Raw genomic sequence first — 20,517 nt, 5'->3', positions numbered from 1 at the left:
ACCGGACCTCTCACTTCTCACATTTTACTTCTTCACTTCTATAACTACTCCCAAAAATGACTTCCGTTCTTGATCGTTTTCTTCGCTACGTCAAAATTGACACACAGTCTGATCCTCAGTCGGAGAGTTTTCCGAGTACTGCCAAACAGCGGGATTTGAGCAATTTACTTGTTGTTGAGTTGCAGGAGCTTGGCATTGCGGATGCCCATCTGGACGAGCATGGATATGTGTATGCGACCATCCCTGCCAATACGAATAAGGAAAATGTACCTGTGATCTGTTTCTGCTCACATGTGGATACTTCTCCTGATGTAACGGGTGCGAATGTAAAACCGCTTGTGCATAAAAACTGGGACGGAACGGATATCGTTTTGCCTGACGACACCACGCAGGTTTTAAGAGTTGGAGAGTTGAATGATCTGGAAAATCAAATTGGTAACGATATTGTAACAGCCAGCGGAGATACTTTGCTTGGCGCAGATAATAAGGCTGGTGTAGCAGAAATCATGGCTGCAACGGAATACCTGATCCAACATCCTGAATTGAAACATGGTGATATCAAAATCCTTTTCACACCGGATGAAGAAGTAGGGCGCGGAACGGAAAAAGTGGATTTGACAAAATTGGGAGCTGACTATGGATACACGGTAGATGGCGAAGCGGTAGGAACGCTGGAAGATGAAACCTTTTCAGCCGATGGTGTGAAGATTACGATTACAGGTGTAAGTACGCATCCGGGATACGCTTTCGGCAAATTGGAAAATGCGCTTAAAATAGCAGGAAATATTCTGGCGGCTTTGCCAAAGGATTCTCTGTCGCCGGAAACTACGAAAGATAAACAAGGATTTATTCATCCGGTTCATATAGAGGGTATTCAGGAACAGGCCGTTCTGGAATTTATCATCAGAGATTTTACGGATGAAGGTTTGAAACGAAATGAAGATCTATTGCAAAAGATCGTGAACGAGGTTTTGACCCAGTACCCGAATTCTGTTGCTAAAATGGAGGTTAAGGAGCAATACCGGAATATGAAAAAGGTCCTGGATCAACATCCACAGGTAATTGCCAATGCTGTAAAAGCCATGCAACGCTGCGGTCTGGAAGCCACGCCAAGAAGTATTCGCGGCGGTACAGACGGCTCACGTTTGTCGTTTATGGGTTTACCTTGTCCGAATATTTTTGCAGGAGAACATGCGTTTCATTCACGTCTGGAATGGGTGTCGGTACAGGATATGGAAAAGGCAGTGGAGGTGATTGTCGAACTTGCCCAGGTTTGGGAAGAAGAAGCGTAAAACCAATGATTAATGAGAGAATGAGTGAATAAAAGCTCAATTATTCTTATCCCAATTCACTCATTCACGCACTCATTCATTCAAAATTAGTAAATGGCAAAGAAGACAAAATTTTACGTCGTGTGGCAAGGTAGGCAAACGGGCGTGTTTACCGATTGGAAGGAGTGTGAGGCGCAGATCAAAGGATTTGAAGATGCCCGTTACAAGTCTTTCGAGTCGTTGCAGGAAGCCGAAACGGCCATTCAGCGAAACTATTGGGAGTATGTTGCCAAGGCAGGGCAAAAAGATGTTCCCAAAATAACAAAAGTTGCCCCTGTCAATATTGGCAAACCCCTCACCAATGCTATCGCCGTGGATGCTGCCTGGAACACCGCCACCGGTGATATGGAGTACCAGGGTGTGTATCTGGAAACGGGAAAAAAGATATTTCTGCAAGGTCCGTTTAAAGACGCGACCAACAACATAGGCGAATTTCTAGCGATAGTACACGGACTGGCCTATTTGCAAAAAAATGAGAGCTCTCTACCCATTTACAGCGATTCTCGGACGGCTATCAGCTGGGTGAAGAAGAAACATGCCAATACAAAACTCGCTCTAACTCCCAGAAATAAGCCGGTTTTTGAGATGTTGCAGCGCGCCGAAAGGTGGCTGGCTGCCAACAAATTCCCGAATCAGATTTTAAAATGGGAAACGGAATATTGGGGCGAAAATCCTGCTGACTTCGGCAGGAAATAAGAGTTATGGCTAAAAATTCTTACTTCCAGTTCAAGCAGTTTACCATTCATCAGGACAAGTGCGCCATGAAGGTGTGCACGGATGCTTGTGTATTGGGAGCGTCGTCAGAGCTAGGAAATTCAAAACGAATTCTGGATATAGGAGCGGGGACAGGATTGTTGTCGTTGATGACTGCGCAGCGTTATCCATTTGCTCATATACATGCCGTCGAGCTGGATTCCGATGCTTATTTACAGGCTGTTGACAATGTGGCTGCGAGTCCGTTTTCGGGACAAATTTCTTTATTCAATACAGCCATCCAGGAATTTGTCCCGGCTTATCAATACGATTCTATTATCAGCAATCCACCCTTTTTTCAGTCCGATTTGCTTTCTCCTGATACGCAGAAAAATCAGGCGCACCATTCTACTTCACTTACTTTTAATGACCTTTTGGCTGCGATCGACCGGCTTTTAACTGATCAAGGTCAGTTTCATATCTTGCTCCCAAAGGACGAGTCGGAGTTATTTTACCAAAAAGCAAAGACTTTGGGTTGGTTTATGACCAACAATCTTACTTTACAGCACAATAAGGATAAAAAGCCATTTCGCCGGATTATGACGTTTGGTAGGTCTTATTTATCTGAAAATGAGATTGATAATACAGTTTTGAACATATATGGCGAGAATAACAAAGTATATGATCCGGAGTTCGTAAGTTTAATGAAAGACTTTTATATGATATTTTGATCAGGAAAAGTGCGAACTTTGCGTTTTAAAAGTAAGTTGGAGATTTTCCCCGTTGTAATAAATTCATGATTGACTCTGGTATTCAGATTTCCGTAGTAATTCCGCTATTCAACGAAGAAGAGTCATTGCCGGAGCTTAGTGCGTGGATTGAGCGTGTGATGCTGGCCAATAATTTTTCCTACGAAATCCTCTTCATTGACGACGGAAGTAAGGATCAATCGTGGGCTGTGATCTCGGAGCTTTCCCGCAAAAACCCATGTATACGCGGATTTAAGTTTGTCCGGAATTACGGGAAAACAGCTGCTTTACAAACAGGTTTTCAGGCGGTTAAAGGTCAGGTTGTGATCACGATGGACGCCGACTTGCAGGATAGTCCGGACGAAATTCCGGATCTGTACCGAATGATTACCGAAGAGCGTTACGACCTTGTGTCAGGTTGGAAAAAGAAACGGTTTGACCCCATTACGAAGACCATTCCTACCAAGATCTTCAACGCTGCCACAAGGAGTATTTCCGGGGTAAGTTTACACGATTTCAATTGTGGATTAAAAGCTTATCGTAAAGAGGTGGTTCAGAATATCACCATTTACGGAGAAATGCATCGCTATATTCCTGTAATTGCCAAGTGGAACGGTTTTGGAAAAATAGGAGAAAAAGTAGTGCAGCATCAGGCCAGGAAGTATGGCTACACGAAATTTGGCCTTGAAAGGTTTATTTTCGGATTTTTAGATTTACTTTCGATTGCCTTTGTAAATAAATTTGGCCGCAGACCCATGCACCTTTTTGGGAGTTTGGGTACGCTAATGTTCTTTTTTGGGAGTATTATTGCAATGTGGCTGATATTTACCAAGATTTATAAAATTTACGTTTCTCATGAGCCGTTCAGAAATGTAACCGAAAACCCTATGTTCTTTTTGGCTTTATTGGCCATTACAGTCGGGTCGCAGCTGTTTCTGGCGGGTTTCATTGGCGAGTTGTTTGTGAAACAATCCATATCCAAAACCGGAGATTATCTGATTGCGGAGCAGGCAGGAGAAACGAATGAAATATGAGTTAACAGATAACAGTAAAAAGTTAACAGTAGAATAGGAGTTGACGGAAAAAAGTTATTTAAGCAAACGGCTAAAAGCCAATTGCTAATAGCTATTTAAAACAAGTATTACCAAATTAAGCCTTTTACATATTTAAATAATGATCGCTAACGTACACAAAGCCCATCCCTGGCACGGTATTCCAATGGGAGAAAATGCACCTGAATTAGTAACTGCATTTATTGAAATTGTTCCTACGGATACAGTAAAATACGAAATAGATAAAGCTACGGGCTATTTGATGATCGATCGCCCGCAAAAATATTCCAACATCGTTCCTGCTCTTTACGGTTTCATACCTAAAACTTATTGCGCTGAGAAAATCGCTGCTTTGGCACGCGAGCGTTCTGGTCGCGATGTAACAGAAGGTGATGGTGACCCGTTGGATATCCTGGTATTGTGTGAAAAAATCATTTCTCACGGTGATATCATGTGTCAGGCTAAGCCAATCGGTGGAATTCGCCTGATCGATGGTGGAGAAGCAGATGATAAAATCATTGCTGTACTTAAAGGTGACGAGGTTTATGGCGGATTTTCTGACCTGAGCGAACTTCCTGAAGGTATCGTTGAGCGTTTGAAACACTACTTCCTGACTTACAAAAACCTTCCTGGCGAAAAAGCACATATCGAAATTACGAACGTGTACGGCAGAGAAGAAGCGCATGAAGTGATCATGACATCTGTTGAAGATTATAAACACTCATTTTACTGAGAGTCTGAGTGTAACTAAATAGCTGACTTTAAAGCAATTTAAGCCGCCGCGAATAGGGGCGGCTTTTCTTTATGCTTATCTTTGTGCAAAATTTCGGTTTGGACTTCTGATTGTAGGTTACACAGAGACGCACGGAGATTTAAAAGAGAGCCACGGAGAGCATCTGTTAAACTCTTCAAATACAGAAGAAATAAGTCAAAAAGATTCTTCGCTTGACTTGTTTATTGGATAATAAAAAAGATAGATGAGTAATTTACAGGAAATAAAAAAACGCCGCACGTTTGCGATCATTAGTCACCCCGATGCCGGGAAAACGACGCTTACTGAAAAACTTCTGCTTTTTGGAGGTGCAATCCAGACTGCGGGTGCGGTAAAATCCAATAAGATTAAAAAGACTGCAACCTCCGACTTTATGGAGATTGAAAAGCAGCGTGGTATTTCGGTTGCTACGTCTGTAATGACATTCGAATACAAGGATCTGCTGATCAACATTCTGGATACACCCGGTCACAAGGACTTTGCTGAGGATACCTATCGTACGCTTACGGCTGTGGATAGTGTAATCCTGGTGATTGACTGCGTGAAAGGTGTGGAAGAGCAAACGGAGAGACTTATGGAAGTTTGCCGTATGCGTAACACGCCTGTGATCGTGTTTGTAAATAAGCTGGATAGGGAAGGGCGTAATGCTTTTGAACTGCTGGATGAGCTCGAAACCAAGCTAAAAATCCGAGTGAGACCGCTTACCTGGCCTATCAATATGGGTGTTCAGTTTAAAGGCGTTTACAGCTTGTATGAGCAAATGCTGTATTTCTTTAAGATCAATAAAACCAAAATCGAGAGTAACGTTGCCAAGGTAAGTCTGGAAGATGATAATCTTGCTGAGCTGGTTGGGCAGCGTGATGCCGATCAGTTGCTGGAAGATGTAGAACTGGTTGAAGGGGTTTACGACACATTTTCGGAAGAAGCTTATCAAAAAGGAGAACTTGCTCCGGTATTTTTTGGTAGTGCGATCAATAACTTTGGTATCAAGGAATTGTTAGATACGTTCTGTGATATTTCGCCCATCCCGCAACCACGCCCGACGGATGTGCGGGAAGTAGAGCCAACTGAGGCAAAGTTCACCGGTTTTGTATTTAAAATACACGCGAACTTAGATCCGCGTCACCGCGATCGTATTGCGTTTTTAAGGATTTGTTCCGGCAAATTTGAGCGCGGTAAATTCTACAAACATGTCCGTCTGAATAAGGATGTCCGGTTTTCGAGCCCGTTTACTTTCATGGCGTCCGATAAGAGCGTGATGGATGAAGGTTTCCCCGGAGACGTGGTGGGGTTGTATGATACAGGAAGTTTCAAAATTGGAGATACACTAACAGAAGGCGAAAAACTTCAATTTTCGGGAATACCAAGTTTCTCTCCCGAGATTTTCAAGGAGTTGATTAACCTGGATCCAATGAAATCCAAGCAATTGGAAAAGGGTATTCAGCAGCTTACCGACGAAGGTGTAGCGCAGCTGTTTAACCTGGATTTGGGTAACCGTAAAATCGTTGGTACGGTAGGTGAACTTCAATTTGATGTAATTCAATATCGTCTGGAACATGAATACGGTGCAAAATGCCGTTGGGTTCCGATGAGTATTTCACGTGCATGCTGGCTCACAGCCGACGACAAACCGGCTATGGATCAGTTTGTACGCCTGAAAGGGAACCAGATCGCCTACGATAAAGACAGAAACCCGGTGTTCCTGGCGGAATCAGAATGGATGATCCGCATGAATGTGGAGAACAACCCGGCAATCCATTTCCATTACACATCTGAATTCAAGACCGAGATTGGGGCGTAGTGAGCCTGTTAATGCAGTCACCGACCGTCTCGATTCCAAATTTCTGACACCAAAAAAGCTGCGGTGAATTTCTTCACCGCAGCAACTCAATTGAATTTTAGGAGGGTTTTATTTCAAAGTGAGTGTCGCTGCTGTATCCAAGAGCCTTTTGAATTTTTTCATACGTTGAGTTCAAAATGATATGAACCAACCCGGCCTGCTTTCCCAGTTGCTGAGTCTGTATTTTATAGAGGAGGGTTTAATTAAATGGTTATAAGACTGTTGCTTAGTAACTATTTCAATACTTCTGACCTCTTAAACACAGCAACGACATTTATATCAGATATTTTATTTTTTGGAATCTTCTCAATTTAAGGTCGTTCCGGTCGTAATTTTTGCTTGGCGAACCTTAGACTATTCCATCTGTCAATTCCTCTCCGCACTTTTCATAAATACATAAAAAGTGACCTGATCTTTTTAACGGATCAAAGTTCTCCATAAAATGTTTTCTCTGTAAGCCGTAAAACACGTGTTTCCAAAAACAGGTGTTTTACGGGGGGGGGGAATTCAACCTCGCTATTCTGTTTACCGCGATAGCAACAGGAATCAGGAATTTCCTGTAATAAAATTTCGATCTTTTTTATTCAGATCGTTGTAAATCAGATAGTATAATGTCTCTGATTTTACCTTCCTATTTTCGAAAACACCTCTTTTTAAGCCACAGTCATTGGTAGCAATGCCTTAAATCATTTTAACCCTATGCTCAACAAAGAATTAAATGCAAATCTTATCTCAGAAAAAGTCTTTGACAACTGGACAATAGCCTGGAAAGAGCTTGAATTTGACCAGAAACCCTATGAATTTTTTAAAAAAGAGGAAGGACTTATTACAGCAGCCGTGTTCGATGCTGCGGACATGACCTCACTGATTTCCACAATTGGCGTAAGTACTGTAAAAGTCCGGTTCGGGCTGGATGAGGAAAACAAAAGTTTCCAGATCCTGCTGTTTGGAACGGACAATACCGGCCAAATCCTGACGCCCTATTACGTGCAGGCAAGAAATGTATATTCCGCATTGGGTGAGGATGAAGGAGAAGTGCCTATTGAACTGATTAATCAATGGAAGAGAAACTGGATTGTAAAGGGTAGCGCGGATGAGATTTCCAACAAAAGCTTCCTGACGCCTTATGGTTTTACAAGAGGGTATAATTATCCTCTCAAGGAGTTTATACAGACCTTATTCAAATTTGAAAAGGCTCCTGATATCCTCATCGAATTTGTTCTGCACGAATATTATGGCGTAAATTATCTGACAACGAAGGAAATGACATCTACATTTGGAGTGGTACTTCATGGAAACGATGTTTCTAAAGGGTTGGATGATGGTAAAGACGGCGGATACTACGACCTGACAGCACCTTGCCCAAGAACCTGCTAGAATCATAAAATGACTCTTTTTTGCCGGTAAAATCTTCTATATCCGGCAAAAAGAGTCATTAATGTCTTTATTTGCGCCTCAATCCAGCACTTATGCATTATTCTAGTGAGCAGCTTGTTATTTTCTTTGCTTTTTTACCCATTCTGTTAGCCGCTGTAACTGGTGCGGTCAGATTTAAAAAGTTGGATACAACGCTTAAAATCCTGGCCTGTCTTGTTTTCTTTGCTTTTGCTATTGAATCGCTTTCCAGAATCTATTGGCTCTACAAAACCTCAAATCTTTTTCTTTGGCCAATATACATTACGGTGGAATTTGCCCTGTTGTTATGGATGTTTAGCAGCGAGCTGAACATTAAACTTCTGACACGGGCATGTATCCCGATTATTTTAGCTTTTACCAGCTATATGATTTACAAAACCCTTCAGGTTTCGAACGAAGGCGTGATGATAGACAACAGCGGCAGACTGATCGAGAGTGTTACGTTGCTGCTTTTAATCATGCTCTATTACGGAAAATTGTATAAAAATCAGCCTTCCGGCAAGCTTTGGACGATTCCGATGTTCAGTATTTCTACCGGGTTACTCTTATTTTTTTCGGGAAATTTCCTGATTTTTCTCTTCATTAATTTTATGTTGCAGTATTCTCAAAAACTGAATTATCAGGTCTGGATGATTCACGCTTTGCTTAACGGACTGCTATACCTGACTTACACTTATTCATTATGGAAAACCCGGGCGAATTAGAGTTCTCGCAGCTTTTATTTGGAGGCCTGGCTTTTGTGTTTGTCCTTGCGTTGTCGCTGATCATATTTTTCCTGTTGTACCAGCGAAAATTGCACAAGCAGGCACAAATCATTCAGGATCAGGAATTACAGTATCAGAAAGATCTAACGGGTCTGGTGGTTAATTCGCAGGAAAATGAGCGGGAGCGGATATCGCGGGATCTTCATGATGAAATTGGCGGAGCACTTTCGGCTGCCAAACTCTATATCAATCAGATTCAGTACGAAACATCGGCGGAGGAAATGATGCAGCTTGCGTCGAACGCGAATGGAATTCTGGAAAATACGGTGCAGGAGATCAGGCAGATCGCGCAAAATCTTTCGCCTCTTAGTATCGAAGAATTCGGGTTTCAACAGGCCGTTCGTATGCTTTTAACAAGAATAGAGGCAGGAGGAGTTAATGCCGAATGTGAGATTAATTTTGATGCCAAACTGAATAGGCAAACTGAATTGGGACTGTACCGCATTGTGCAGGAAGCAACGGGAAACGCTTTGAAACACGCCAATCCGGAATTGATTGAAGTTACGCTCAATCAAAATCAGGGTTTTCTTATTCTGACAATATCCGACGACGGATGCGGTTTCGACTATCAGGAGGCAGATAATGCTCCCAAACAATCCATGGGGCTGAGTGGCATAAAAGCACGGATAAGCTCTCTCAACGGAAAGCTCAATATCAGCTCATCGCCTGGTTCCGGCACCCGGATCGAACTAATGGTACCCATTGTCTAATCACCTCCTAAGCCAGCAAGAATTATGGATGTTTTAAAATTGGCCATTGTCGACGACCATATGCTTTTCAGGCAGGGGTTGATTCAAATCCTTAAAAAGTTTGATAAATACGAGGTCGTTTTAGAGGCTTCATCCGGAGAAGAATTGCTTGCCAAGTTAGCATTTCAAAAGCCCGACGTAATATTGCTCGACCTTAAAATGAAAGGCATGAGCGGGCAGGAGGCCAGTGTGATTATCCGGGAGGATTTTCCTGAAATAAAGATTATCATTTTGTCCATGAATTATTCGCACGACTACATCAGGCAAATGATGAAAATTGGCGTTCACGGGTATTTGCCAAAAGACATTGACCAGAAAAAAATGATTGAGGCCATTGATCAGGTTTATTACAAAGGGCATTACATGGACGAGGAAATCGCGGCCGTTCTGAGAGAAGCGATACAGTCGGTTGAACGAAAGAACCTTCGGAAAAATACGTTTCTTGAATCAGAAAATATCTCCTTGACTGAGCGTGAAATGGATGTTTTGAAACTGATCTGCAAAGGTCAGAATACACAGCAAATAGCAGACGAGCTTTTCATCAGTTATAGAACCGTGGAAGGTCACAGAAAAAACCTGTTGTTAAAAACAGGCTTAAACAATTCTGTAAGTCTGGTTGTGTTTGCAGTGAAAAATGGGTTGATAGAAATGTAGCGAAGCACTTTACTTCACCTGCTTCAAAATCCAACCCGAAATCTCATTCAGCGCGGCAGGTGCAAAAGTCTGTTCTATTTCACCATACTCTGCCGGCGAACCGGTTTTACATTCCTGAAACAGATGGTTCAGATTAGGTAGTTCTTTTGTTGTCACATTCGTATTTCCTCCCTTTTTCAGCGCCAGTTTAATCGCTGAAAGATTCTCCTCCGGAACTACCTGTATATCTTTCTCTCCATTGATTGCCAGAACAGGACATTTTACTTTTACAAGTGTTTCTTCCGGATTGTATTTCAACGCATATTGAAACCAGGGTGACGACAGGCTCTCAATTCGGGCGGCCGCAACTTGTTCCCGGGTCATTTTGGCCGGAATGAGCTTATCCGGAATTTTTGAAATATTTTCATTCACGAATCGAGTCATGTCGGTTTTGAGCTTGTTGATATCGGTAGACTGAATTACCAGTTCATAAGCCTTTTCATTGATGCCAACCAATTTTTTGACGTTCTCATCCGACATACCATAAGCTTTTGCAATCAGCCCATCTTGTATCAAAAGTAGCTTTTTAAGTTCCATACCGGGTCCGGCAAGCAATACGATGACGGCAACATCTTTGGATCTTGCAGCGACCATAGGCGCAATCAATCCACCTTCACTATGCCCGATTAAACCAATTTTTGCGGTATCAACATCCTTTCTGCTTTTCAGAAAATTGACAGCACTTTCGGCGTCATGAGAGAAGTCATCAGAAGTTGCAGGTTTGAAATTTCCGGTTGACTTCCCGAAGCCCCGGTCATCATACCGCAAAACGCCAATACCGTTTCTGGTCAGGTGATCAGCCAGAACGAGAAAGGGTTTGTGGTTTAACATCTCTCCATCCCGGTTTTGTGCACCGCTCCCGCTGATCAAAACCACCACCGGATATTTGCCCGTTTTTGAAGGCAAGGTCAGCGTTCCTGCCAGCGTCACATTTTGGTTTTTGAAACTGACCTCTTCTGAATAGTAAGGATAAGGCGGCGAGGGAGTTTGCGGTCGTCTTATGACCTGGTTGTCGAGGTATACGTACCAGGCCATTACACCAGCCACCAACACAAGAATTGTTACTGAAATGAGGACTGTCTTTTTCACTGTATGTGTATTTTGGAGGATTTGCAGAGTTGATATACGGAATAACCAAAAGCACCTGAAATCCTTTGTATATCGGGTCGTTTTAAAATTTGTTTTGTTAAAAAAGCATAAATGAAAAGGGTCGCCAGCCGATTAAAGCTGACGACCCTTTTTGAAAATTTATTTAAAATATCAGATTATTCACCACCTGATTTACTGTCCCTTTTTTCTTTTTTGTCGGCTCTCTTTTCTTTCAGACTCTTCTCTGCCTTTTTCTTGTCACCTTTCGGTGCAACTTTTTCTTTTGCCATATTTTTTTTGATTTATGTAAGATAACCCTTTAAAACGGACATTCAACATATCTGCACCTCCCTGACCGAGGCAATGAGTGTAATATCTTAAATGTACTGAAATTCAATGAAATAGGGTTCTGTTGTGGGGTAATTTGGTTAACTTAGAAGAAATCAACTCCGCACAATTATGAAGATTTCGTTTATAGGTACATTCCCGCCGCGGGAATGCGGAATTGGTACGTTTACTAAAAATTTATTTGACTCCATGGTTGGTGCTGCCCATGTGGAGCGTGTAAATCAGGGACTGGTGGTGGCGATGGATGATAATGACCAACATTACGATTACCCGAGTGAAGTTAAACTGACCATCAGGCAGGAAGAGCAGGCCGATTATCTGGAAGCTGCCAATTTTATCAATATCAGTGGTGCGGATGTTTGCCTTTTGCAACACGAATTCGGGATTTTTGGAGGACAAAACGGGATATACATTCTTCCGTTGTTATACAGGCTGCAAGTACCATTGATCGTAACATTGCATACGGTTTTAAAAAATCCTTCTTACAATGAGCGCGCCGTACTGATCGAGATCTGCAAAATAGCGCAGTCGGTGGTGGTAATGAGTCAAACGGCGATCGATATGCTGGTGGCTGAAAACGGAGTGCCTGAAAGTAAAATCATACAGATTAATCATGGTGTGCCTGACATCCGGTTTGATCAGTTGCAGGCCAAAAAGGAATTTAAATTATCGACCAAACAGGTATTGCTCACCTTCGGTTTTATAGGCAGGAACAAAGGAATTGAAACCGTTTTAAAAGCACTTCCGGCAGTGGTGGCGAAGTATCCGCAGCTGGTTTACATTGTTTTGGGCAAAACCCATCCCAACGTGATCAGGCATTCGGGAGAGGAATACAGGATCTTTCTTTTGGGGCTTGTAAAAAAACTCGGCTTAGAGAAACATGTTATTTTCCTGAATGAGTTTATTGATCAGTCTGAGCTGTTCAAATACCTTTCTGCCACAGATATTTACATCACGCCTTATACCAACGAAGCGCAAATTACCAGCGGGACATTGTCTTATGCCATTGGCGCAGGCGCTGCGGTGATATCAACGCCTTATTGGCATGCAGCCGAAATGCTTGCGGAGGGACGGGGAAGGTTGTTTGGTTTCAATGATTCAGAGGCATTAAGCGACATTTTCCTTGACCTGCTCGATCACCCTGAGGTGATGCAGGAACTTCGTAAAAAGGCATCTGACTTCGGGAGAGAAATCACCTGGCCAAAAATTGGTGAAAAGTATTCCGATCTGGCACACAAGGTTGTAGCAGAGCAGCCTGAGCTGACAGACAAGGAGATGATGCTGGATCTACCCGCGCTGCCTCCGTTTTTATTGGATCACATTCAGCGACTTACCGATGATACCGGTATCATTCAACACGCCAAATACGGAATTCCGAACTTGAAGGAAGGTTATTGTCTGGACGATAACGCAAGGGCTTTGCTGATGGTGATGATGACTTACAAACGCAATAAACATCCGTTGGCGCTTAAACTCTCGCCGACGTATCTGAGCTACATTCATTACATGCAGAATCCGGATGGGGCTTTCCGGAATTTCCTTAGTTTCAACCGGAATTTTTTGGATGAGGTAGGTTCGGAAGATTCTTTTGGCAGAACAATATGGGCATTGGGCTATTTGCTGGGCAATGCACCCAATGACGCCTATTACCAAACTGGCCGGGAGATTTTCTTTGATGCCTATCCAAATTTTGTAAAACTTAAATCAATCCGAAGTATAGCCAATACCATGGTTGGGATTTGTCATTATCTCAAAAGTAATCCTTCCGACGAAGGCATGATCGAGATACTGAGAAAACTATCTAACCGGCTCATTGAAGATTATGAGATTAATCGCACCGACGACTGGCATTGGTTTGAGTCATTACTGGCTTACGACAATGCATTTTTACCTCTTGCGTTGCTGCATGCTGCGGAGTTTTTGAATGACGAAAAAGTAAATGAAGTAGGGCTGGAAAGCATGAATTTTCTGACTGAGATCACGTTGCGAAATGGTTATCTTTCAGTGGTAGGAAATGATACCTGGTATAAAAAGGATGGAGAGAATTCCATGTTTGCGCAGCAGCCACTGGACGTTTTGGCTATGGTTCTGATGTTGCATCAGGCATTCAGACTCACCAAAGATCAGGCCTACATTCCGCAGCTTTATACCTGTTTTATGTGGTTTTTGGGAGAAAATGACCTTCGTATCAGTTTATATGACTTTGAGACTAAAGGCTGTTGTGACGGATTGGAAAGTTATGGCGTGAACCGGAACCAGGGAGCGGAAAGTACATTGGCCTATCTGATTTCTTATTTGAGTGTGCTTGAAGCATTTGAAGAAGTTTCCAAACTGGAAGGGCAACGATTGTGAAAATAGCCATTTTATCTTCCATAGCATGGCGCACACCTCCCCGCAAGTACGGACCTTGGGAACAGGTGGCCTCTTACCTTGCAGAAGGGTTGCACGCAAGAGGTATTGATGTAACCCTTTTTGCTACTTCCGATTCCATTACAAAAGCGAAGCTGGATGCGACTTGCGCGGTTCCCTATGCGGAGAACGCGCAAGTGGATGCCAAAGTGGTGGAGTGTATGCACATCAGTAATGTAATGGAAAAAGCCGATCAGTTTGACCTGATCCATAATCACTTCGATTTTTTGCCACTCACATATTCCAAGCTGATTCGGACGCCAATGGTCACGACCATACATGGTTTTTCGTCATCCAAAATCAAGGAGGTTTATCGAAAATACAATGGCCATACGCATTATGTATCCATCAGCAATGCCGACCGGGATGAAAATCTGGATTATGCGGCAACGGTATACAACGGGATAAACGAGGAGGAATTTCCATTCGTAGCTATTCCGGATGATTATCTTTTATACTTTGGCAGAATTCATGCCGACAAAGGCACGAGCGAGGCAATTCAAATAGCAAGACAGGCAGGATACAAGCTCTTCATAGCCGGACTGATACAGGATGAAGGCTATTTTGAAAGGGAAGTGAAACCGCATATAGATGAAAAGCAGGTCTTCTATATTGGGAATGTTGGTACTGAGGAAAGAAGGAAATTACTTGGAAAGGCTGTCGCCTTGCTGCATCCTATAAAGTTCGAGGAACCGTTTGGTTTAAGTGTGGCGGAATCCATGTTTTGCGGCACACCCGTGATCGCTTTCAAACGTGGTTCCATGCCCGAGCTTATTCGAGATGGAGAGACCGGTTTTCTGGTGAATACAGTAGATGAAGCCGTTGATGCCGTTGGAAATGTAGGCAAGATCAAACGGGCAGATTGCCGGAAATGGGCTGCTTCGGTTTTTTCAAAAGATAAAATGGTGGATGGCTATATTGCCGTTTACGAAGAGCTGTTGAGGAAATAGGGATTGGAAATCAGTAAAAAGTGAGAAGTAAAAAGAACTCTCACTTTTTACTGATTTTATTTCAAATTGAATGACGTGCGTGATGTTATTTTTGTAGCTCTGTGAGCAGTTCTTTTAAATCCACTACGGCATAACTTGAAGCATAATCGGACATGGCGTAAGGAATAATGAGGCTCTCGTTGTGGATGAGCGCGCCGCAGGAATACACCACGTTGGGCACATAACCTTCTCTTTCTTTCCGATTCGGGATCAGCAGTGGCTGACTAAGTCTTCCTATTTCATTCTGAGGATTATCGAGCTCAAAAAGTGATGCACCCAGTACATATTCTCGCATGGGCCCGACGCCATGCGTGAGCACTAGCCAGCCTGCTTCTGTTTCCATGGGCGATCCGCAGTTGCCGATCTGTACAAATTCCCAGGGATATTTGGGCGACTGTATCATCACCGCTTCCTGCCAGATACTGATATTGTCGGAAAAAGAGATGTAATTGTTGACACCGTCGATCCGGCAAAGCATGGCATATTTACCCTTGATTTTTCTTGGAAAGAGAGCCATTCCTTTGTTCTGGGCAATCTCTCCGTGAATGGGGAGAACTTTGAAATGGTAAAAATCCTTTGTTTTTAAAATTTTTGGCAGGATGGATGTTCCGTCATAAGCCGTGTAGGTTGCATAGTAAATCGGCTCTTTTTCATCTTCGCTAAACTTCACAAACCTTGCATCTTCAATACCCTTTTTCTCTGTATCGGCGATGGGGAAAATCACCCGTTCTGAAATATCCGTATCAAGAGAAAAGTCCATTTCATAGTGCGAGGAGGCAAGCCACATTATTTCTTTCAGGAAAATCTTACTTGGCTCATCGATTTCGATCAGCCTTCTGGTTTCGTCCACATAACGTTTTAGTTCTTCATAGGTAAAAGTTTCAGTGAGTTTTTGCTGAATTACCGGATACGCCTTGTTATCCAGATTATGCATTTCGCCTAATTTGGCCAGGAATGATCTTTTCTTATAAATGTGATTACGAACATGCTCTGGTGCATCCAGCATTCTGCCGGGAGGTTCCACACTGATGAGGTTGTTTTGGTCAATAATAGCTGACCTGAATACGATGGACGAAATATGTCCTTCTCCGGTTGCTCTGAAACTCAGAATAACTCTTTTCTCACCAGGCCCAACACGGGTTTGATCGGGATCTTCAACAATGGATGGATTAAAAAACGCAGCTGCCTCGATCGAATATTCCAGCGTAAAGTAAGTGCCGATCAGTAGCTTTTGAGAGGTTTCCAGAGTCTGAGAATTAATTCCCATACTCTGGAATACCGGTATCAATCTATGAAAATGTTTCTCAAATATCTTAGAAATACTCCTGTGCCTTTTGACATACTTGCGCAACACGTTGCTCAGTTCCTGTTTTTGTTCTTTTTCGGACAGATTAAGAATCAGCGTAATGAGTTGTTTGCTTCTCTCTTCGCTGCTGTATAAAAATCTTGCAATGACTCTACTTGAATCGGGTTGGAAAACAATATCTTTCCGGGTGACATGTATTGACATTTGCTCTTTTCGCACAAGATGAGCTATTAATCCGACAAGTGAGCTATGTTTAGCCTAACTCCTGTCAAATCTTAACGCTCTTTCCACTCGCTACGGACTTGTAAATTGCCTCCACAACCCTGATATCGCGAAGACCTTCTTCACCTGGGGCTATGAGTTGGGTGTTGTTAATAATCGCCGCGCAATCTTCGTCCATTTGTTTTGCCTGCTGGCTTTTTAAAGGAACATTGATGATGGTACCGTCCGACATGCTTCCCTTGTTACCACTGTAAGCGGACTGAGGTTCCATTTTTAACCAGCCCTTTTCGTAATTCACTTGCAAGTGGTTCATATTGATACCAAAGCTCGTCTGACATGCCGCTCGTGCACCACTTGGGAAATCGAGCATAAACATCATCGTTTCTTCCACCTCCTTATATATCTCCGGTCTGGTTGTAGAAGCTTGCGCAATGACACTGATTGGCTCCTCACCCGTGGCAAGTCGGGCACCTTGCAGTGCATAAACACCCATGTCGCCCATTACACCGCCCCCCAGTTTTTTATTTTGTTTCCAATGGTCTGTGCGGCCATCCACATAACCGGCAGCACTGTTCACCATCTTGATCTTGCCAAATTTCTTTTCCTTCGCCACCTGCATAAATGCCTGTATGTTGGGATCGTGCTGGCAACGGTAGCCAATCGCCAGTTTCACTTTGTTGCTTTTGCACGCACTGATCATCGCTTCACAGTCGGCAACGGAAGGAGCCATTGGTTTTTCACAAAACACATGTTTACCGGCTTTCGCAGCTCTCACCACAAATTCGCGGTGCATGGAAGGTGGCAGCACCACATACACGATGTCAATGTCCGGATTGTTAGCGATCTGGTCGAAGTTCTGATAGTTGTAGATATTTTTATCAGGAATGTTGTACTTCTTTTTCCAGGTTTCGACCTTGGCCGGCGTGCCTGTTACGATTCCTGCGAGGTAGCATTTTTCTGTCAGTTGGAGCGCCGGTGCCAGCAAATCGGTACTGTAATAACCCAGACCGACCAATGCAATACCCAGTTTCTCTTTTTTCGGAGATATTGCCGCCAACAAAGAGTTGCCTGAAAACAAAGTGGCCGCTCCGGCCAGGGTCAATGTGGATAGGAAATCGCGCCTTTCTATTTGCATAGCCTGTTTGGTTAAATGATCTTGTTGCCAAGTTAATGCCGGATCCGTGCTTTTTTACTCATGATTGCGTCAAAATCGGAGAACTTCTTTCATGGTTTGAGTCTGGGCAGGAAAAGTCCGCTGTTTCTGGTCTTGTTTTAGTGTAAGGATCTTAATGGTTTGGAGGAAGTTTTATAGAAACGTAAAATTGCGGTCGTGCTTTTAGTTTAATTGGAGTTGCAATTTTTGATTTAATGTGAACATATAGCGTGTATGAAAATATTATGGAAGTACTTGAAGCCGCATCGCGTACTCATTTTTTGTGCTTTGCTGCTGGCAGGTTCGGCGCAGCTGTTAACGCTGATTGACCCGATTATCTTTGGTAAAATCATTGATCAGTACGCCACCAATAAATCGAATCTGTCTGAAAATGAAATGATCAGAGAGGTTTTGCTGTGGTTGTTTTTAGCGTTGGGTATTGCCATATTGGCCAGGTCTGCAAAGGCCGGACAGGATTACATTACCAGAAAAGCGGTTGCTCGTTTCGGGATGAATATCTTCAATGACGGTCTAAAACAAACGCTGAGGTTGTCTTTTCAGGAATTTGAAGAGAGCAGGAGCGGCTCCACATTGTCGGTTCTTCAAAAGGTGAAGACCGACGCGGAACGTTTTATCAATTCGTTTATCAACGTGCTGTTTTCATCGTTGGTGGGTGTGGGTTTTCTTTTGTGGTATAGCATCAACAAAAACTGGTTGCTGGTACCCGTCTTTTTTGTCGGAGTGTTGCTGCTTGGTTCTCTTACCGGATTGGTTTCTAAAAAGATTAAGGGCATTCAAAAGTCGATCAACAGACAGACTGAAAGCCAGGCCGGAGTTATAACGGAAAGTCTGAGGAATATAGAACTGGTGAAAAGTCTGGGTTTAACCTTTGCGGAGATCAGACGGCTCAATGAACTGACCCTGAAAATATTCGACCTAGAAATGCTAAAAGCACGCAAAGTAAGTATGCTTTCATTTTTGCAGGGAAATTTGCTTAGTCTGTTGAAACAATCCATTCTTTTCATTTTGTTGTGGTTGATTTTTCGTGAAGTGCTTAGTACGGGTGAACTGATCGCCATGCAGTTTATTTCCACAGCCATTTTTACACCCTTGCAGGATCTGGGCAATATGATCATTCTGTACCGCGAAGCAGATGCATCGTTAACCAGTTTTGACAGGCTGATGAACCGGCCAGTGGAGCAACGACCGGAAAACTCTATACAACTTGGTAAACTGGAAAGTCTGCGGTTTGAGCAGGTTGTGTTCCGTCATAAAACAGCCGGGTACAATGCTATTGATAATATTTCATTCAGTATTAAGGCGGGACAAACCATCGCTTTTGTTGGGCCGTCGGGTTCGGGAAAATCCACTCTGGTGAAATTGCTTGTGGGTTTGTATGTGCCTGTGCAGGGAGATATTTATTTCAATGAAGTGAGTTCTACCCAAATACGATACAATCCATTGAGGAGACAAATCGGATTTGTGACGCAGGATACGCAGCTATATGCAGGCTCCATTAAAGACAATCTGCTTTTTGTGAATCCTGCTGCAACGGACCAGGAAATTGCCGAAGCTTTGGAGCGGGCATCTGCAACTACACTTATAGCCAAAGCGTCGCACGGAATTAATACCGTGCTCGGAGAAAGCGGGATGAAACTTTCGGGCGGAGAAAAACAGCGTTTGTCTATTGCAAGAGCTTTGCTGCGCCAGCCACAGTTGCTCATTTTCGACGAAGCCACCTCAGCACTTGATTCACTTACCGAAGAGGATATTACCGACACCATCAGGGGGATATCTGGCAACAGGCAGCAAATGACCATCCTGATAGCCCACCGCTTGTCGACCATCATGCATGCAGATGTTATTTATGTACTCGAAAAGGGAGTTATTTCCGAAACCGGTTCACACGAAGAATTACTTGAACAAAAAGGATTGTATTATTCGATGTGGAGGCAGCAGGTGGGTGAGAGGAGATAGTGGTGTTTTGGGGATTTGTAACACTGGGAAAGTGGGTGATTTTCCTTAAAATGCTGATCAGGTATTTAAAATTTCAATTCCATCATGGTAAATTCAAGCGTGAAAGCGACTGACCACATACCTACACTCGGCATTACGGAATTCCAGATTGACCTGCATGTCGATGGGAGTATTCAGTTTCATGAAATTCTGGGTCCGCGTTATATTGACAAACCGCACAAACACGACTTTTTTTTATTCCAGCTTTTTGAGCGTGGCAGTGGTGTACACAGCATTGATTTTGTTGACCATAAGGTGCGGGCAAATCAGATTCACCTGTTATTTCCTGGTCAGGTTCATTCATGGAAGTTGGGAGAAGATACACTGGCACATCAGATTATGGTGAGCCGGCCTGTTTTCGAAACTTTTGCACATGCGCTGAGGTATGATCTGGTTCATTATCAAAATCATCCGGTTCTGGAACTGGATACTCAGATATTTCAAAAACTGTTGTACGAATTTCAGTCGGTAGATACCGAACTTCGGTCGGAAACCATTCTTTGGGAGATCGTTAGTGCAAGGTGCAGGATCATCGCGCAAATGGTGAGCCGGGAGGTAGAGCGGACATTTGACGACCTGAAAATTTATCGGTCAAAACCTGTTCTTCTGCAATACAATGCGTTCATTAATTTGCATTACAAGGAACAGAAATCGGTCTCGTTTTATGCCGAAAAGCTGAATGTTTCTGCAAACTATCTGAACATTCTCTGTAAAAGGCATTTTCATGCATCTGCAACTTCACTGATCCACAACCGGCTTATTCTTGAAGCAAAGAGACAACTTACGTCCAGAAATACCATCAAGGAAATTTCTTACAACCTCGGATTTTATGATCTGGCATATTTTTCCAGATTCTTTAAAAGCCAGACCGGAATGGCTCCAAGAGAATTCAGAGAGAAGTTGTAACGTTCAGATTTTTAGCAAAA

The 20,517-nt window shown here is 43.1% G+C and carries 17 protein-coding genes; 14 read left to right on the top strand and 3 right to left on the bottom strand.

Translation table 11 applies throughout. The features are described from left to right. The first annotated feature begins 56 nt into the window (after nt 1-56). The 10 genes from pepT (at nt 57) to LZG71_RS05030 (ending at nt 10,020) form a co-directional block, all read left to right on the top strand. Complete coding sequence (gene pepT / locus LZG71_RS05075) at nt 57-1,292, top strand: peptidase T (protein WP_233817638.1); 1,236 nt, start codon at nt 57-59, stop codon at nt 1,290-1,292. Between the two features lie 93 nt (nt 1,293-1,385). After that, nucleotides 1,386-2,027 carry a viroplasmin family protein gene (locus LZG71_RS05070; RefSeq protein WP_233817636.1) on the top strand — a complete coding sequence of 214 codons (642 nt, stop codon included), beginning with the start codon at nt 1,386-1,388 and terminating at the stop codon, nt 2,025-2,027. A gap of 5 nt (nt 2,028-2,032) precedes the next feature. Beyond that, nucleotides 2,033-2,755 carry a tRNA1(Val) (adenine(37)-N6)-methyltransferase gene (locus LZG71_RS05065; protein ID WP_233817634.1) on the top strand — a complete coding sequence of 241 codons (723 nt, stop codon included), beginning with the start codon at nt 2,033-2,035 and terminating at the stop codon, nt 2,753-2,755. 65 nt (nt 2,756-2,820) lie between these two features. Further along, nucleotides 2,821-3,807, top strand: a complete 987-nt coding sequence (locus LZG71_RS05060; RefSeq protein ID WP_233817632.1) for a glycosyltransferase family 2 protein — start codon at nt 2,821-2,823, stop codon at nt 3,805-3,807. A 139-nt stretch (nt 3,808-3,946) separates the two neighbouring features. Further along, the gene (locus tag LZG71_RS05055) at nt 3,947-4,558 is read left to right on the top strand and encodes an inorganic pyrophosphatase (RefSeq protein WP_255712718.1); all 612 of its coding nucleotides are present in this window, start codon (nt 3,947-3,949) and stop codon (nt 4,556-4,558) included. 244 nt (nt 4,559-4,802) lie between these two features. Next, nucleotides 4,803-6,398 carry a peptide chain release factor 3 gene (locus tag LZG71_RS05050; protein WP_233817630.1) on the top strand — a complete coding sequence of 532 codons (1,596 nt, stop codon included), beginning with the start codon at nt 4,803-4,805 and terminating at the stop codon, nt 6,396-6,398. Between the two features lie 738 nt (nt 6,399-7,136). After that, on the top strand, nt 7,137-7,814 hold the full coding sequence (locus LZG71_RS05045; RefSeq protein WP_233817628.1) for a hypothetical protein: 678 nt from the start codon (nt 7,137-7,139) through the stop codon (nt 7,812-7,814). 92 nt (nt 7,815-7,906) lie between these two features. Then, nucleotides 7,907-8,557, top strand: a complete 651-nt coding sequence (locus tag LZG71_RS05040) for a hypothetical protein (protein ID WP_233817627.1) — start codon at nt 7,907-7,909, stop codon at nt 8,555-8,557. After that, on the top strand, nt 8,536-9,327 hold the full coding sequence (locus tag LZG71_RS05035; RefSeq protein ID WP_233817625.1) for a sensor histidine kinase: 792 nt from the start codon (nt 8,536-8,538) through the stop codon (nt 9,325-9,327). Before LZG71_RS05040 ends, LZG71_RS05035 begins: the two co-directional genes overlap by 22 nt. Before the next feature lie 24 nt (nt 9,328-9,351). After that, a complete protein-coding gene (locus tag LZG71_RS05030; RefSeq protein ID WP_233817623.1) occupies nt 9,352-10,020 on the top strand; it encodes a response regulator transcription factor in 669 nt (222 codons plus the stop codon). Between the two features lie 9 nt (nt 10,021-10,029). On the opposite strand, the gene LZG71_RS05025 is transcribed toward LZG71_RS05030, so the two are convergent. Then, nucleotides 10,030-11,148 (bottom strand): S9 family peptidase, encoded by a 1,119-nt coding sequence (locus LZG71_RS05025; RefSeq protein WP_233817621.1) that lies wholly within the window; start codon nt 11,146-11,148, stop codon nt 10,030-10,032. A gap of 459 nt (nt 11,149-11,607) precedes the next feature. Between LZG71_RS05025 and LZG71_RS05020 the strand changes: the two genes are divergently transcribed. Both LZG71_RS05020 and LZG71_RS05015 read left to right on the top strand, forming a co-directional pair. Further along, the gene (locus LZG71_RS05020) at nt 11,608-13,848 is read left to right on the top strand and encodes a glycosyltransferase family 4 protein (RefSeq protein ID WP_233817619.1); all 2,241 of its coding nucleotides are present in this window, start codon (nt 11,608-11,610) and stop codon (nt 13,846-13,848) included. After that, a complete protein-coding gene (locus tag LZG71_RS05015) occupies nt 13,845-14,855 on the top strand; it encodes a glycosyltransferase family 4 protein (protein WP_233817617.1) in 1,011 nt (336 codons plus the stop codon). Before LZG71_RS05020 ends, LZG71_RS05015 begins: the two co-directional genes overlap by 4 nt. A gap of 85 nt (nt 14,856-14,940) precedes the next feature. Here the strand turns inward: LZG71_RS05015 and LZG71_RS05010 are convergent, their stop codons facing one another. Together LZG71_RS05010 and LZG71_RS05005 are read right to left on the bottom strand one after the other, a co-directional pair. Continuing rightward, nucleotides 14,941-16,404: a glycoside hydrolase family 130 protein gene (locus LZG71_RS05010; RefSeq protein WP_233817616.1), complete on the bottom strand. Its 1,464-nt coding sequence runs from the start codon at nt 16,402-16,404 to the stop codon at nt 14,941-14,943. Between the two features lie 64 nt (nt 16,405-16,468). Then, nucleotides 16,469-17,557 (bottom strand): Gfo/Idh/MocA family protein, encoded by a 1,089-nt coding sequence (locus tag LZG71_RS05005; RefSeq protein WP_233817614.1) that lies wholly within the window; start codon nt 17,555-17,557, stop codon nt 16,469-16,471. 252 nt (nt 17,558-17,809) lie between these two features. Here LZG71_RS05005 and LZG71_RS05000 point away from each other — a divergent pair, with 252 nt between their 5' ends. Then, a complete protein-coding gene (locus LZG71_RS05000; protein WP_233817612.1) occupies nt 17,810-19,552 on the top strand; it encodes an ABC transporter ATP-binding protein in 1,743 nt (580 codons plus the stop codon). Nucleotides 19,553-19,636: 84 nt separating this feature from the next. Further along, nucleotides 19,637-20,497, top strand: coding sequence for a helix-turn-helix domain-containing protein (locus LZG71_RS04995; protein ID WP_233817610.1), 861 nt, complete (start codon nt 19,637-19,639; stop codon nt 20,495-20,497). The last annotated feature ends 20 nt before the right edge of the window (nt 20,498-20,517 follow it).

The sequence above is a fragment of the Dyadobacter sp. CY312 genome, assembly GCF_021390535.1.
Classification (GTDB): Bacteria; Bacteroidota; Bacteroidia; order Cytophagales; family Spirosomataceae; genus Dyadobacter.
The sequence above is the reverse complement of the archived record's forward strand: the minus strand, read 5'-3'. Positions and strand labels throughout refer to the sequence as shown.

Coding starts and splice junctions, on each gene's coding strand:
- LZG71_RS05020 (WP_233817619.1), top strand. CDS start 11,608: ATGAAGATTTCGTTTATAGGTACATTCCCGCCGCGGGAATGCGGAATT.
- LZG71_RS05010 (WP_233817616.1), bottom strand. CDS start 16,404: ATGTCAATACATGTCACCCGGAAAGATATTGTTTTCCAACCCGATTCA.
- LZG71_RS05005 (WP_233817614.1), bottom strand. CDS start 17,557: ATGCAAATAGAAAGGCGCGATTTCCTATCCACATTGACCCTGGCCGGA.
- LZG71_RS05065 (WP_233817634.1), top strand. CDS start 2,033: ATGGCTAAAAATTCTTACTTCCAGTTCAAGCAGTTTACCATTCATCAG.
- LZG71_RS05035 (WP_233817625.1), top strand. CDS start 8,536: ATGGAAAACCCGGGCGAATTAGAGTTCTCGCAGCTTTTATTTGGAGGC.
- LZG71_RS05000 (WP_233817612.1), top strand. CDS start 17,810: ATGAAAATATTATGGAAGTACTTGAAGCCGCATCGCGTACTCATTTTT.
- LZG71_RS05030 (WP_233817623.1), top strand. CDS start 9,352: ATGGATGTTTTAAAATTGGCCATTGTCGACGACCATATGCTTTTCAGG.
- LZG71_RS05055 (WP_255712718.1), top strand. CDS start 3,947: ATGATCGCTAACGTACACAAAGCCCATCCCTGGCACGGTATTCCAATG.
- LZG71_RS05045 (WP_233817628.1), top strand. CDS start 7,137: ATGCTCAACAAAGAATTAAATGCAAATCTTATCTCAGAAAAAGTCTTT.
- LZG71_RS04995 (WP_233817610.1), top strand. CDS start 19,637: ATGGTAAATTCAAGCGTGAAAGCGACTGACCACATACCTACACTCGGC.
- LZG71_RS05060 (WP_233817632.1), top strand. CDS start 2,821: ATGATTGACTCTGGTATTCAGATTTCCGTAGTAATTCCGCTATTCAAC.
- LZG71_RS05040 (WP_233817627.1), top strand. CDS start 7,907: ATGCATTATTCTAGTGAGCAGCTTGTTATTTTCTTTGCTTTTTTACCC.
- pepT (WP_233817638.1), top strand. CDS start 57: ATGACTTCCGTTCTTGATCGTTTTCTTCGCTACGTCAAAATTGACACA.
- LZG71_RS05050 (WP_233817630.1), top strand. CDS start 4,803: ATGAGTAATTTACAGGAAATAAAAAAACGCCGCACGTTTGCGATCATT.
- LZG71_RS05070 (WP_233817636.1), top strand. CDS start 1,386: ATGGCAAAGAAGACAAAATTTTACGTCGTGTGGCAAGGTAGGCAAACG.